The organism is Enterocloster sp. 210928-DFI.2.20 (genome assembly GCF_020554465.1).
GTDB classification, from domain to species: Bacteria; Bacillota; Clostridia; order Lachnospirales; family Lachnospiraceae; genus Enterocloster; species Enterocloster bolteae.
The window spans coordinates 67,736-81,511 of record NZ_JAJCHK010000023.1 but is presented as its reverse complement, the minus strand read 5'-3'; the positions used below and the strand labels follow the sequence as shown (position 1 = coordinate 81,511).

The following is a 13,776-nucleotide window of genomic DNA, read 5'->3' as shown; positions in this document are numbered from 1 at the left end:
CTCTCCTCTTCGATTATATATGTGTCTTAAAATCATTCCCGCCGCCTGCATTTGCCTGTACCCGATGGCAGCACACCATATGTTCCCGCCCATCCCTGGTGATGATCACCGGATGCGGGACTTCGGTCTTACATCTTTCCATGCACTCCGGGCATCGGGGATGAAAAGGACAGCCGGAAGGCGGGTTCACCGGACTGGGTACATCTCCCTGTAACGGTATCCTCTTTCTCCTTCTGTCGATATCCGCAATGGGGATAGCGCTTAATAAAGCTCTGGTATATGGGTGGAGCGTATTCTCAAACAGTTCCTGCGTATCCGCCATCTCCACCATGCGCCCCAGATACATAACCACAATGCGGTCGCTGATATACTCCACCACAGACAGGTCGTGGGTAATGAACATATAGGTAAGCCCCCGCTCTTCCTGCAGTTTTTTCAGCAGCTGCAGCACCTGGGCCTGAATGGATACATCCAGAGCGGACACAGCTTCATCGCAGACTATGAACTCCGGCGATACGGACAGGGCCCTGGCAATCCCAATCCTCTGCCTCTGGCCGCCTGAGAACTCATTGGGATAGCGTTCCATGTAATCCGCAGGCAGGTTTACGGCCTCTAACAGCTTTGCTATCTTCTCCCGCCGGGCTTTCCTGCTTTTTTCACCAAAACGGATTAATGGTTCCTGCATGGACCCGAATATGGTAAAGGAGGGGTTCAGGGAGGAGTAGGGATCCTGGAACACAATCTGCATCTTGCACCTGGCCTCATCCAGCTCCTTTTTATTCATGCCAATCAGTTCCTTTTCCCCGCCCTCAAAGGCATAGCGTATACTTCCCTCCGTAGGCTTTATGAGCTGGAGGATGCTCTTTCCCAATGTGGTCTTGCCGCAGCCGCTCTCACCTACCACGCCCAGGATTTCTCCCCTGTATACATCCAGGCTCACATCATCCACGGCCTTCACATGTCCAACCGTATGTTTAAACACCCCCTGCTTTACAGGATAATACGTCTTAAGGTTCCTGACTTTAATCAACACATCCTTAGTTTCCGGCATCCGGCTGTCCCTCCTTCCCCATCAGATTATGGAAACATCTGCAAAAATGCCCCGGCCCGATTTCCGTCTCCGGCGGCATTTCCTGCATGCACTGCTCCGTTGCATACCCGCATCTGGGCGCAAACTGACATCCCTTTGGACGGTCATATGGGTCTGGTGTGGAACCCTTTATAGGTTCCAGCTCCTGCTTTTTCCCCCTTCCCAGCACTGGTATGGATTTAAGCAGCGCCCTAGTATATGGATGTGCGGAGCGGGTCAGAACAGCCCTGGCATCTCCGCTCTCCACGATATTGCCCATATACATGACAGCCACGTTATCAGCCAGTTCCGCCACCACGCCCATGTCATGGGTAATAAGGAGGATTGCCGCGTCATTATTATTCTTAAGGTCCTGCATCAGTTCAAATATCTGTGCCTGTATGGTGACGTCCAGCGCCGTGGTGGGTTCATCCGCAATCAGCACCTTGGGCTGGCAGCTCATGGCCATGGCGATCATGGCCCGCTGACACATGCCCCCTGAAAACTGGTATGGATATTCGTCAACCCGTTTTTCCGGGAGAGGTATTCCCATATCCTTTAACAGACGTATGGCCTTCTGTTTTGCCTCGCTTTTAGTTTTTGCCCTGTCATGGTACAAAAGGGACTCGTTAATCTGATACCCTACGGTAAATACGGGATTAAGGGCCGTCATGGGGTCCTGGAATATCATGGAAATCCCGTCTCCCCTAATCTGGCGCATCTCTTTTCCCTTGCGTTTCAACTGGTCTATCCGTATATCCCTGCCGTTGTGGAAGAAATGTATCTCCCCTTTCTCAATTCTTGAAAGGTCAGGCAGCAGCCCCATGATGGAATTGGCAGTAACTGACTTGCCGCATCCGCTCTCTCCCACAATGCACATAATTTTCCCTTTTTGCAGCTGAAAGGATACCCCTCTTAAGACCCTGTTGCATCTCTCATTGTTATAGAAATTCACTTCCAGGTCCCGGACACTTAATACAATGTTATCATTCATACTGTAATATCACGCTCCTTCTCTCCATGGCTGTTAACCAATCTGTGACGGGTCCGTGGCATCCCTCAGGCCGTCACCGATAAAGTTGATTCCCACCACAAACAGTGTCACCACGATACCGGCAGGCAGCCATACCCACCAGGAGTTCTTAAGTATCATCAGGTCCTGGGCCGCATTCAGGATATTGCCCCAGGTTGCCACCTCTAACGGAACCCCAAGCCCCAAAAAGCTTAAGGATGCCTCCTGCAGGATAAACATGGCCGTAGACAATGTGATATTTACGAAAATAGGTCCTATGGCATTGGGAAGCATATGTACAAAGGCAATCCTCATGCTTCCGATACCAAAAGCCTTTAGAGCCTGTACATACTCCTCCTCCCTCAGCGACAGCATCTGGGACCTGGCCATACGGTACATGGAAGGCCATCCTGTGATGGAAAAAATGAATATCAGATTCCACAGGCTCTGGCCCGTAATGGTCACAAGAATCAGAACCAATATAATCTGGGGAAATGACATCAGTATTTCGGAAACCTTCATGATGATCCCGTCAAACCAGCCGCCCTTATAACCTGCCATAGTCCCCAGCGACACCCCCAGGACCGTAGCCACAAGTGCGCTTCCCAGCCCCACGCCGATGGAAATACGGCCTCCGTAGAGGATTCTGGCCCATATATCCCTTCCTATCTTGTCGGTCCCAAATATGTGGGAAGACGTGGGCGGGCTTAATATATTGCGCAGGTCCACCTTGGTGGCGCTGTACTGTGTAAACAAAGGCGCACCCAGGCACATGACAAGTATCACGATAAATATGATAAATCCCAGCACTGACAGCCGGTTGGCAAACAGCTTCCTGAGCGCGCGGTTCCTGATTCCCTTTTTTATCCTGCCGGAGTTCTCCCGTTCCAGAATCCGGTCCATTTTCCTGTCAAGTGAATGTTTCATCCCGCACCTCCTAACTCAGTTTAATACGCGGATCCAGCAGCGCGGTAATGATATCCACCACAATACTGGCCACCAATACCAACAGAACGCTGAAAAAACCAATAATCATTACCAAGGGCGTATTCTGGGAACGAACCGCATCCACAAACAATACGCCGATTCCCGGCCACTGGAATACCTCCTCCACCACCACGGCGCCGCCGATGAGCATGGGCAGACGGAATCCAATGAGCACTACCACCGGCGTCATGGCGGCCCTGAGGCCGTGCAGCAGGTTCACACGCCACTCCGGCAGTCCCTTGCTCCTGGCCGTTTTCATGTAATCCCGTCCCATGGAATCCAGCATGCTGGAACGCCCGTAACGCATCACACCGGAAGTCAGGGAAAATCCCAGTACTGTGGCCGGCATGATAAGGTATGGAAGCCGCTGGATAAAATTCTGGCCCGCATAAGCCATCCTCCCGCCTACAGGAAGAATGCTGGTATGCAGAGCAAACGCGTTGATGCAGATCAGTCCCAGAAGGAACTGGGGGATGGCAACTCCCACCATACCCACAACGCTCAGTATCTGATCCAGGGCAGTTCCCTTCTTAAGGGCGCATACGACCCCCAGGAGAATACCGAATATGGAAGACATCACCAGGGAAGTCAGGGTCAGCTCTATGGTTGCAGGCAGGTGGTTCTTCATCAGGGTCAGCACCGGCACGCCGCTCTGAAGGCTGTAGCCAAAGTCCCCCCGCACAAGTCCTGCCAGCCATTTAAGGTAGCGCAGAAAAAACGGATCATTTAAACCCAGGGCATCCCTCATGGCATTCAGCTGTTCCGGCGACATGGTTGAAAGGGCGTCCGGAGGAATCAGGAAGTCCACTGCGTCGCCCGGCATCAGCTCCATCCCCAGATATATCAGAAAGCTGATAACCAGCATCATTGGGATAAGTGTCAGGATTTTACGTATTATATAATTACTCAATTCAAATCCTCCTCGTCGAAATCTCCTCTAAGAAACAGGGCGGACCGTCATATAGCCGGCCCGCCGCAGTCCAATCATCCTACTTAATATTTGGTTCATGAGGGAACTGATTGATGTAGAAGCACCTGGTGTATCTGATATTGGCAGTTGAAACCTTCATTCCATCCATGGATTCGATTGCCTTGGCGTCATCCGTGGATTTGCTCCATGCATAATCAATCTTACCTGCACCTGCGTTCTTAACCAGATTGCTGTCATTCTCACCGCTGGCAAACATGTAAATTGTCTCGATGTTACCGGTTCCTGTCTTATAATATCCATCCCAGCGTTTCAGGGTCGCATAGTTGTTGAGAACCACCTCATCCACCTTAAATGGCCCGGAACCAATGGGTTTCTGCCAGAACTGATCCTGCTGAAGGGTTTCAGGACTTGCATTCTCCAGACAATGCTTTGGAAGGATTGGCCATTGTGAGAATACAGCCAGCGCATTGGCTGAAACCGTGTCAAAGTTCACTGTAATCTTGCTGCCGTCAATGACAACACCTTCCAGGTTATCGGTCTTGCCGTCCAGGAAATCCTGGGCGCCCTGGATCGCCTTCATGACTTCTGATGCCACTGCATTGGTACCCGGAGTCCTTAACATAAGTTCCAGTGTGAACTTAACGTCCTCAGCAGTCAGAGGTTCATCGTCATGCCACTTAAGGCCGTCCCTGAGAACAAACTCAATCGACTTGTCATCCTCAGAAACCGTGTAGCTTTCAGCCAGCATGCCATCTGTTGGATTTAATGAACTGTCTGCATTGATAAGCTTATCAAAAACAAGTTCAGTATTAATCATATACCCGGGATTGACCATGGGATACCAGAAGAATTCCTGAGGTCCTCCGTTGGTGTACATGGTGCGGTCATCCCTGTCAATCTTCCAGTCCAGTATGTTCTTTTCGTAGGAGAACTGGTCATTGCCAAAGGCGCTGCCTGCTGTATCCAGTTTATCGCTGGTATAGATGAAACATACCTGATGGTACAGAGGCATGGCCAGCTCATTCTCAGCCACGAACTGCTGGATTTTGTAAAATGCCTCCTTCTGCTCACCCACATCCATGGTGGCGTTGGAAGCTGCAATCATCTCATCCAGCCCTTCCTGTTTGGGAACAGAAGAGTTATTGGATGCGGTAGATGCAAAACGATTATAGAACTCGCTCTCGGCAAGGGCTGCCACTGCCGCATAGGCTAAATCCCACTTCACTGCTGAAGGCCCCTTCTCCATATCTGCCGGCGGTACCCACAGCTGGGCCGCCAGATCGCCTTCCAGCTTCCTGAACTGTGCCTTCACGCCCACCTCCTGCCAGTACTGGCCAATGATGGTCATAAGGTCCACGGTCTGCTGGTCATCATAATAGTAAACCACATCCAGGGTATAATCGGAAGGCCATCCAGCTTCCTTTAGCAGCTCCTTTGCCTTTTCCGGATTATACTCATATACCGGGATGCCGGCATTCAGCCAGTCACCGGGAGCAGTAAAGCTCTTAGCCACCTCTGCCTTACCCTCAAACAAACTGTCCACAATGGCATTCATGTCAATGGCATAGGCAAGGGCCTGCCTTACCCTGACATCCGCCAATGGTGTCCCAAGGTCAGCCGCGCTGGTCCCGCCTGCCGCCCCGGTCTCCCCTGCTGTCCCGCCTGCCGCCCCGGTCTCCCCTGCTGTCCCGCCTGCCGCTTCAGTCTGTCCTCCTGCCGCTGCCGCAGTGGTTTCCGTCTTTCCTCCCGAACCACATCCGGCCAATGCGCTGGCTGCAAGGGATGCCGCCAACAACAGGCTCACCAATCTTCTTTTTCTCATACTACGTAACCTCCATTTCTTTTATATTTGTACTTTGTACTACAAAGTATGTGGCATGTTGCTGTATTTATTAATCAATACAGCTTTATTGTACGTTAATCTGACATATATGTCAATATATTAAAATGTTTGGATTGTATATATGTGTATAATATATAATTTATTCCATATATTTTTGTTGTATATGTATATCGTATTGACTTTTCTTTCATGATGAAATATGATAGTCCTATAAATTATTATTTTAACAATTACATATTAAGGGAGAATATCAGACATGGCAGAATCTACCGGTATGAAAAACCTCAAGTCCCGGCGTCTGTATTTACAGGTTTACGACGAAATCAAAAGCTACATAGAAAAAAATCACCTGTTGCCAGGTGACAAGCTTCCATCGGAGATGAAGATGTGCGAGATGCTGGGAGTCAGCCGTAATGTGCTCCGGGAAGCTATTAAATCACTGGAGATAACCGGGGCGGTCCACTCCACTCCCGGCGTGGGTATCGTGATTCAGGAATTTAATACGGATTTTTTCCTGAGCAATCTCATATACAGTATCAGTGATGAGGACCAGCTCCACAAGGAGATTGAGGAACTGAGGCGCGTCCTGGAACTGGGATTCGCAAAAGATGCATTTGACCGCATGACAGAAAAGGGCATTGCGCTTCTGTCAGAAAAGGTGGTTACCATGGAGGAACTGTTTAATCAGATTAAACGTTCCCACTCCTCCGTATACGGCGTGAAATTTGCCGAAACCGACGCCGCCTTCCATAAAATCCTGTTCCAGGATGTGGATAACCGGCTGCTAAAGTCCATTATAGAGTTTTTCTGGGCCTGTGACCGGTACTATAAAGTAAAGACTACCCACAGCAACATGGAACTTACCGTTGAAAAACACCAGCGTATCTGCCATGCATTGAAAGCCGGCAGTTATTCTGATTTTTATGACGCCATGCAGTTCCATTTCAATGTAGGATATTTCAAGCGCTGACCATACCGGACCAGCGGTCAGCTGTGCCATGACTGGTACAGCTCCTTACCTTGTCTGTAAAGGCCGTCATCCCCACCAGCGGCGGTATGGGAAATCTGTATCTGCACACCCTGAACACCGCAGGCATATCAGGAAGCAAAGAAAAGAAAGCTACGGCAGCCACTACAGGGAAGATTCACCGGATACAGATGACGCCCATTATCTGCACCGCATCAGTATTGGTCTTGAAGAGAAAATAAAAAAAGAGGCAGCCGCTTCACAATTTTTCACTTGTGAAGCGGCTGCCCTTTCAAACATCAGAGCATCTGCTCTATGATGCTAACATAATGCTTAAAATAATATTACTGAATAATCATTCCTTTTTTCTTTTCGTCAACGCTAGATAAATCCCTGTCAGTAACATTGATATCACAGTCAGCATATAATGATCAACTGACATATCACCTGTCTTTGGCAGTGGTGCCAGCGGTACATCGTCATCCAAAATCGTAATCAGAGAGTCTGGTTGGCTGGGAATCTGAGCCATAGGAACCTCTTCCGGGGTAATACTGATTGTAACTCCTGGTCCGCCATCAGAAGGCTGGTACCGTCCACCCCCAGTATTGGAAGTACCGCCGCCTCCTCCAGTACTCCCTCCCGGAGAAGGAGATGGGTTTGGGTTTGGATTTGGAGACGGATCCGGTGTGGTTTCTGGATTCTCATGGTAAACATTATTAAACTGTATCACCTCTGCCTCAGCACCATCAGACCTCTGGATATTTACTATTTCTGCACTCACTGTTCTGTCATGATTGTCCGTAACCTCTACCGTCACAGTATAAACAGTATCATCATAGTCAACACCTGTCAATGTACCCTTCTGTTCCATGATTGTGTAGGTATGTCTGCCCGCATCATTGGCTTTGTAGTTAATCTCCGGAAACAGGATAACTCCGTTTAGTCCATTTTGAGCTTCCGCTTTCAGCGTGTCTCCCTCGTATATACGGAAAGTAAATTCCCCTTCTTCCAAAGGCCTTCCTTCCATTGTCTTCATGGCAGTGAATTGGAGATTTCCATCTGCTTCATATAGATTCTTTACCAGACATTCCGCCTGCTGTTCTTTTTCAATAGCTATGACCGCTTCATTCCTGTCCTCACCATTTATCTGTACATTATAATAGAAATTATCACCGTTAATAGGCGTCCCCTCTGCGTCTGCCACTTCTTTCACCACATATTCTCCAATAGGCAGCGACAGTATGAGGCTGTTATCAGCAATCCTGGAATCATAGTGAAGTTTTACAGTCCTCAGGTCGGCGTAGGATCCATCCCTATCGTAGTATCGGTCTCCACCATAGACTGTAAAGTAGAAATCGGTCTCAAAATCACTGCCTGATTCCCTGCCGTTTACATCTTTGGTCAGCTTTAATGTACCGGAATTCTTAATGTTCTCTACTACATGAGGTGTTCCGGCATTTTCTATGGCTATCGCTCCATCCGGCACCCCAATACCATTCTCCCTATCCGGAATGATAAAATACTCCCCTTCTGCCTTCTGATATCCTTCCGGCACCGTAGTCTCCTCCAGATAATACAGCTGCCCCTTCTCCAGTCCCGTTATCAGCACTGCTGCGCCTGCCTGCGGATTCCCAGAATCAATTACCGGGGTAAACTCTCCCACATATTCTAAATCCGGGCTTCCCACTTCTGATACTTTGCTCAGCGTAAAGGCAGCTCCTGTCAGCGGCTGTTTATTCTGATCCACCTTGTATAGTTTTATAGAAAATTTTCCTCCTCCTGTAAAGGCGGCTTTTACAATAGTGACGCTGCGCTCAATGGTTTCGGTAATTATACCTTCTCTGCTGTAGAGCAGGGATGCTGTGTTCTTCGTATCAACGGTTTCATTTATAGCTCCTGTAATCATTACCTTATAAAAAATCTTAATGGGCGTTTTGTTCGGAAGATTGGAAATCTCAAAACTGTCATTGCCAAAACTGTCTTTTCCCACCCTGATATTCGCTTCTTCTATAGGTGTCCCGTTTTCTGCATTTGTTACCTTAAAGCTGTCCGGAACATATGCCATTTTCCCGGGTACTCCTAAGGTATCAATTACGGTCAGGGTACCATTGCTGATATCTGCCCCTGGCTGGTTGACCAGAATTGTATATTCAGCATACGGCGCCGTGTCGCGGCTGTATGCCATTCCTTTTTTCAGGAAGCTCTTATCAAAACCAGTCGTAGCTGATACTTTATGAAGCATATTTCCATCAATAACCATCTGGGCGCTGTTTGTAAAACTCTTTATAGATGGATCTGTAACCTTGGTTATGATGTTTAGGTTAATATGTTTGCTCATCTTGTAACCAGAAAAGTTTCTAGCAACCGTGTTAAGGTGGATGGTCACTTTATTTCCATCTATATCGTAATCTCCCTTTTCTGGTTTCAGCGTATAGTTCATGCTCTGGAATTTAATATGGTCCAGAGTTAGTCCTTCCGGTATATACTCAATAACATCAACCGTGAAACGCCCCAGATTTTGGGGTGCATCATTCCCATATCCCTTGTTGATATTCAGATTCCATGTGATGGTGCCTGCTTTCGTATCATTTTTTACCCAGTTCTTTGAAATATAATCTTCGATGTAATATGGCTGAGAGGTAGCGCTCTTCCATGTTGTCCCATTGATTGTCATCTCACCTACATTTTTGAACCGCAGATTATCTTTTGTTCCGTCTTTATCAAAAACCCCCACATTTTCCAACATCTCTAAATCCACGAAGGACTCATACTCAATGACAACCGGTCCTGGGACATCTTTTGAAAACACTACGCTGAATCCACGGTTTCCAAGTTTTTCATCAAATGATAATGTATAGGTCCCATCATCCGGAGATATAGCCCTGCCATTACCGTCTTTCAGAACAAAGGAAGCCTTAAAGCTGCCATCATCCTTGAATGTATGCATATTTGCACGGGCAGCATCTTCCTTATTTTTATTTCCCCACTTAATTACGCTGAGAGAATCTTTATAGACAGTGCCCGCTGGAATCGTGGCGCCTTTCGTCTGCCCGTCTGCATATGGGGTAAGCACGCTCTGCCAGCGGATTGTGCCAAATTCATCCCCCCACCCAACATTTCCGGCTGTATTATTGACAGGCTCATATACCCCGCCGGAATTAATGTTATTGCTGGATTTCATGTTGCTGCTTAAGTTCTTCTTTGTCATGGTATAGGTGTTGTACAGGAATCCGACACCGGTACTTCCGCCTATGCCTCCAGAACCTCCGCCTGGCCATGTTATCTTTATTTCGTTACTGAGATTGCTTTCTGTTGCTTCATTAGGAGTGGTAAAGTATTTGAAATCATAGTAATATTTTCCTGGATTTTCAATGACATATTTCCATGTTTGGGGATTCTTAGAAATTATTGGTTCAATGTCATCCACTTTCCCAAGTGAGGTTCCATTTTTGCCAGTATAAGCAATAACTTCTACATTTCCCAGATACTTTTGATTTTTATCCAGCTTATCCTCAATCGTCCATCCGGTCATATTAATCAGCCTGGGATTTACAAAAACATGATACTCAATGACAACCGGCTCAGTCTTACCATCTATCTCATAATTATAATGTACAATTCCACTCTTGGTAACGCATTCTATGGTCCTCTTAAATGTAGTGCTGTCACTGCCCGATACTTTTTTATCCGCTGTCACATTAACTGTATTCTTAAGTTCCAAAAACAGGGATGCGGACATCTCTTTTGAAGAATTCCCGGTATTCTGACCGCTCCAAGCACCGGCTCCAAGCTTTACCCAATAAGATAAACTAACAGACTCTCCAGGCATCATAGAGGCCGGCATTCCATCCTTTGTATTCAGTTGGATACCTATGGTCTTTCCCCCATTGCTCATGCCGCCGAAAGTAACATTGTCTATAACAGTATCCTGATTATTGGATTCAAATTTGATTTCCTGGGTCTTGTCAAATACAATCGTTCCGTTTTTGGTGTTCCCCAAGGTATCGCTTACTTTTACATTGGTTATTGGGCCGCTGTTCTGCGCATCAGCTGTCACGGTTACATGGTACTGCAAAGCTGAAGGAAGCCTATTCTCATCATACCTGATATCCTGGTCTGTCCACTTTCCGCTCTTGGGTCCTTTGACTACTTTTACAGAGTAATTTTCCTGCACCGGAGCCGGCACCAGTTCCATAATGTACTCCACTTCGTCACCCACCAGAGTGATTTCATTTTTTTCCTCTAAAACCTTTTCCAAATCCAGTTTACCACCGGCTTCTGCCGTGCCGCGATAATTCTGGCCTACATTTTCAGCTGTTATTTCAACATCCATGTAACCCTCTGCATTGATGGATGCCGTTCCAATGACAGCTTCTCCTCCATTGATATCTTTTACAACAGTCTGCTTTTTGTCATATAAAATATTTGACGGGAACTGATATGTAAAATGGTCTCCCTTCTGTACACTGTAAGTTTCAAAAAATGGGTCTGAACTATTCTTAAAATCGTAGGAAATCTCAAACCAGGTGCTTATGTTCCTTGGAAGAGGTTTTCCATCTTTCAAGGTAACCCTCCTGGCCCCATCTTCCTGTTCTGTAATCTCAATATCAAGTGTATTTTCGTCTTTATCCCGGACAACAAGTTTAGGAAAATCCTTATCCATCAGTCCATGTTCATCAATATTAAATACATTAGATATATCCGGCGCTACAGCAAAGACAGCAGCAAACGTCGTAAAATGACTGGTTTCAAAACTTAGATCTTCAGTTGTACCCTCCCGGGTAATATCCTTATAACTGCCTTCCATTACTTCTGTGCTGTTGTCCTCATCCTTTACCCAGAGAACCTGGGCCATCTGTGACTCCTGAATCAGTTGGTCCATAAGAGGGCCTGAAAAACTTACCGTAACAGCACCATTCCTGTTCCAGATTTCATCATCCAGCTTTTCTCCATCCAGACACAGGTTAATATCATAAGCAGGAGCAGCTATAATTTCCCGTCCCTCTTCTGACTGGTCAGACCTGATTGCCTCCTCAACTTGTGATGTTACAATTTCGGCTGTAACCTCCGTATTTTCAGGAAGAACACCCGGCAAAGCGGATATGGTAATATCCATACCATCATCCATTGAGATCGTTTTGTTAAAAGGCATAGATGTACCATCCGGAACCATCGTTATAAGGATTTCCAAGTCTTCCTCTACATACTCCAGAGTAAACCACACGATGTTTTCCTCACTGTATGCGGATTCCACCACATCTCCATTTGCCTCTACCTGCCCAACACGAAAACCCTCTTGTTCCTCTACACCAAAGGTAACGCTTTCTCCTGCTTTAACCCTGTCACACTTATCTACAATTGCCGCCTTGTCTTCGGGGGTAATCTCATATGTGACACGGTATCCGTCCACCTCATCTAATACTTTCAATTTCTTCAGTGTTGTTACATATGCCTTTGCAGTGCTGCATCCGTCCATCCCCACAAGATCACCATTACCAATGGAACTCACCGGGATGCTTTCCGTCTCTGTCGAAATCTGGCTTTCCTGGGTTTCCGTAACCTGGACGGGTTCTGATTCTACTGGCTGAGTCTCCTCGGATGTCTCTGTCTGAGTCTCCTCAGATGTCTCTGTCCGGCTTTCCTCTGAAGGGGTCTGAATATCTGTTGCAGGTTCAGATGACTCAACTGCAGTTGTTTCTTCTCCGGTTTCATCGGCAGGCGCTTCTGTCTGCTTCCCGCTTTCCTCTGTCAATGACTCCGTTTCAGACTCTGCCTCTGCAGAGGATTCCTTAGGTACGTTGCCTACAGTTTCATTGTCCTTATCATTACTATGTTTTTCTGAATCATCATGGGTTCCACTTGTTTCTGTATCCTCCTGCTGCTTATCAACACTGGGTTCAATCGTAGAATTCTCTTCTCCTGTATCCACTGCCGCCACGACAGGAACTGCATGCCTGATACGGGAAGCCACGGGACTATCAGCCTGTGTTTTTCCCTCTTCCGATACATCAGGAGACTGCGTCTCTGGCTCTGACTTTTCAACGATTTCCGGCTTGGTATCTTCTATCACTTCATCCGTCTCAACAGCTTCGTTTTCCTTTTCCTCTGTTTCCTGGTCAGGAATCCCAGAGCCTGTCTCTGGTTCTGTCACCCCGGACTCTTCCATACTGGTTTCAGGTGTTTCCACCATTGGTGCATCTGTTCCGGGTTTCTCAATTTCTGCTGCATCGGATTCAGGTATTTCAGCCTCTGTCTGGCCCGTGGCAGATGTATTGGATTTATACTCAATTCTGTTATCACCAAACGCAGTTTCATAGTCCTTGACTGTAACCCTTTTTGTCCTCTTTTCACTGCCATCTGACATTAAGATTGTTGTTGAGCAGCTTATGGTATCCTCACTATTGTTAATATATAGAAATATAATCTCTTCCTCACCAGTAAGGGAATATGTATCATCCGCTGCTTCCGGAAGGCGGACAAAAACCCTTACTTCTGCCTCCATATCCTGACCATCAAATTCCGGATAGAACTCATATACCGGGTCCTCCCCATCAAAGAAAAACTGATAGTACTTTTCTGCTTTTCCATTGGTAAAATCCAGCTCCTCTTGTTTTAATGGCTCTGCTCCTGAATGAATCATGTCTTCAATAGCAGCAACAAAATCCGTTCCTGATACCATGAAGTCCACACTGTTTCCGCTGGCTGCATACGCAACAGTCGGGGAATGGCCAATATTTGTAAATACCATTGCTGCTGATAGTACAATGGCCAAAGTTCTTTTCACTAATTTATTCTTATTCACGAATGATTTCCTCCAATTTACAATTCTGTACTACACATATGTACGATTATACACTTAAACGGTTACATCTTGGTTACATATTCAAATTCTGTTAAAATTCATAAGCCAGACTTTATTATGCAAAAGAAAAAGCCCAGAAACCTTATAAAATAAGATTCCTCGACT

At 46.8% G+C, this 13,776-nt stretch carries 8 protein-coding genes; 2 read left to right on the top strand and 6 right to left on the bottom strand.

All coding sequences use genetic code 11. The features are described from left to right. Positions 1-13 precede the first annotated feature (13 nt). The 5 genes from LI015_RS19055 to LI015_RS19035 all read right to left on the bottom strand — a co-directional run bounded on the left by LI015_RS19055 (position 14) and on the right by LI015_RS19035 (position 5,821). The gene (locus tag LI015_RS19055) at positions 14-1,051 is read right to left on the bottom strand and encodes an ABC transporter ATP-binding protein (RefSeq protein WP_002567208.1); all 1,038 of its coding nucleotides are present in this window, start codon (positions 1,049-1,051) and stop codon (positions 14-16) included. Then, positions 1,038-2,063 carry an ABC transporter ATP-binding protein gene (locus LI015_RS19050; protein ID WP_002567207.1) on the bottom strand — a complete coding sequence of 342 codons (1,026 nt, stop codon included), beginning with the start codon at positions 2,061-2,063 and terminating at the stop codon, positions 1,038-1,040. The genes LI015_RS19055 and LI015_RS19050 overlap by 14 nt, the downstream gene beginning before the upstream one ends. 33 nt (positions 2,064-2,096) lie before the next feature. Further along, complete coding sequence (locus tag LI015_RS19045) at positions 2,097-3,008, bottom strand: ABC transporter permease (protein ID WP_002567206.1); 912 nt, start codon at positions 3,006-3,008, stop codon at positions 2,097-2,099. A gap of 10 nt (positions 3,009-3,018) precedes the next feature. Next, positions 3,019-3,978 (bottom strand): ABC transporter permease, encoded by a 960-nt coding sequence (locus LI015_RS19040; RefSeq protein ID WP_002567205.1) that lies wholly within the window; start codon positions 3,976-3,978, stop codon positions 3,019-3,021. A 79-nt stretch (positions 3,979-4,057) separates the two neighbouring features. After that, positions 4,058-5,821 (bottom strand): ABC transporter substrate-binding protein, encoded by a 1,764-nt coding sequence (locus LI015_RS19035; protein ID WP_227126037.1) that lies wholly within the window; start codon positions 5,819-5,821, stop codon positions 4,058-4,060. Positions 5,822-6,098: 277 nt separating this feature from the next. Between LI015_RS19035 and LI015_RS19030 the strand changes: the two genes are divergently transcribed. After that, positions 6,099-6,812: a FadR/GntR family transcriptional regulator gene (locus tag LI015_RS19030; protein WP_002567203.1), complete on the top strand. Its 714-nt coding sequence runs from the start codon at positions 6,099-6,101 to the stop codon at positions 6,810-6,812. Positions 6,813-6,840: 28 nt separating this feature from the next. Continuing rightward, entirely contained in the window at positions 6,841-7,128 is a 288-nt protein-coding gene (locus LI015_RS28825; protein ID WP_227126035.1) for a hypothetical protein, read from the top strand. Positions 7,129-7,164: 36 nt separating this feature from the next. Here the strand turns inward: LI015_RS28825 and LI015_RS19020 are convergent, their stop codons facing one another. Further along, on the bottom strand, positions 7,165-13,611 hold the full coding sequence (locus LI015_RS19020; RefSeq protein WP_227126033.1) for a doubled motif LPXTG anchor domain-containing protein: 6,447 nt from the start codon (positions 13,609-13,611) through the stop codon (positions 7,165-7,167). Positions 13,612-13,776: the final 165 nt, after the last annotated feature.

Excerpts from the sequence above, each read along its gene's own strand:
- LI015_RS19035 (WP_227126037.1), bottom strand. The coding sequence starts at position 5,821 with ATGAGAAAAAGAAGATTGGTGAGCCTGTTGTTGGCGGCATCCCTTGCA.
- LI015_RS19045 (WP_002567206.1), bottom strand. The coding sequence starts at position 3,008 with ATGAAACATTCACTTGACAGGAAAATGGACCGGATTCTGGAACGGGAG.
- LI015_RS19055 (WP_002567208.1), bottom strand. The coding sequence starts at position 1,051 with ATGCCGGAAACTAAGGATGTGTTGATTAAAGTCAGGAACCTTAAGACG.
- LI015_RS19050 (WP_002567207.1), bottom strand. The coding sequence starts at position 2,063 with ATGAATGATAACATTGTATTAAGTGTCCGGGACCTGGAAGTGAATTTC.
- LI015_RS19030 (WP_002567203.1), top strand. The coding sequence starts at position 6,099 with ATGGCAGAATCTACCGGTATGAAAAACCTCAAGTCCCGGCGTCTGTAT.
- LI015_RS28825 (WP_227126035.1), top strand. The coding sequence starts at position 6,841 with ATGACTGGTACAGCTCCTTACCTTGTCTGTAAAGGCCGTCATCCCCAC.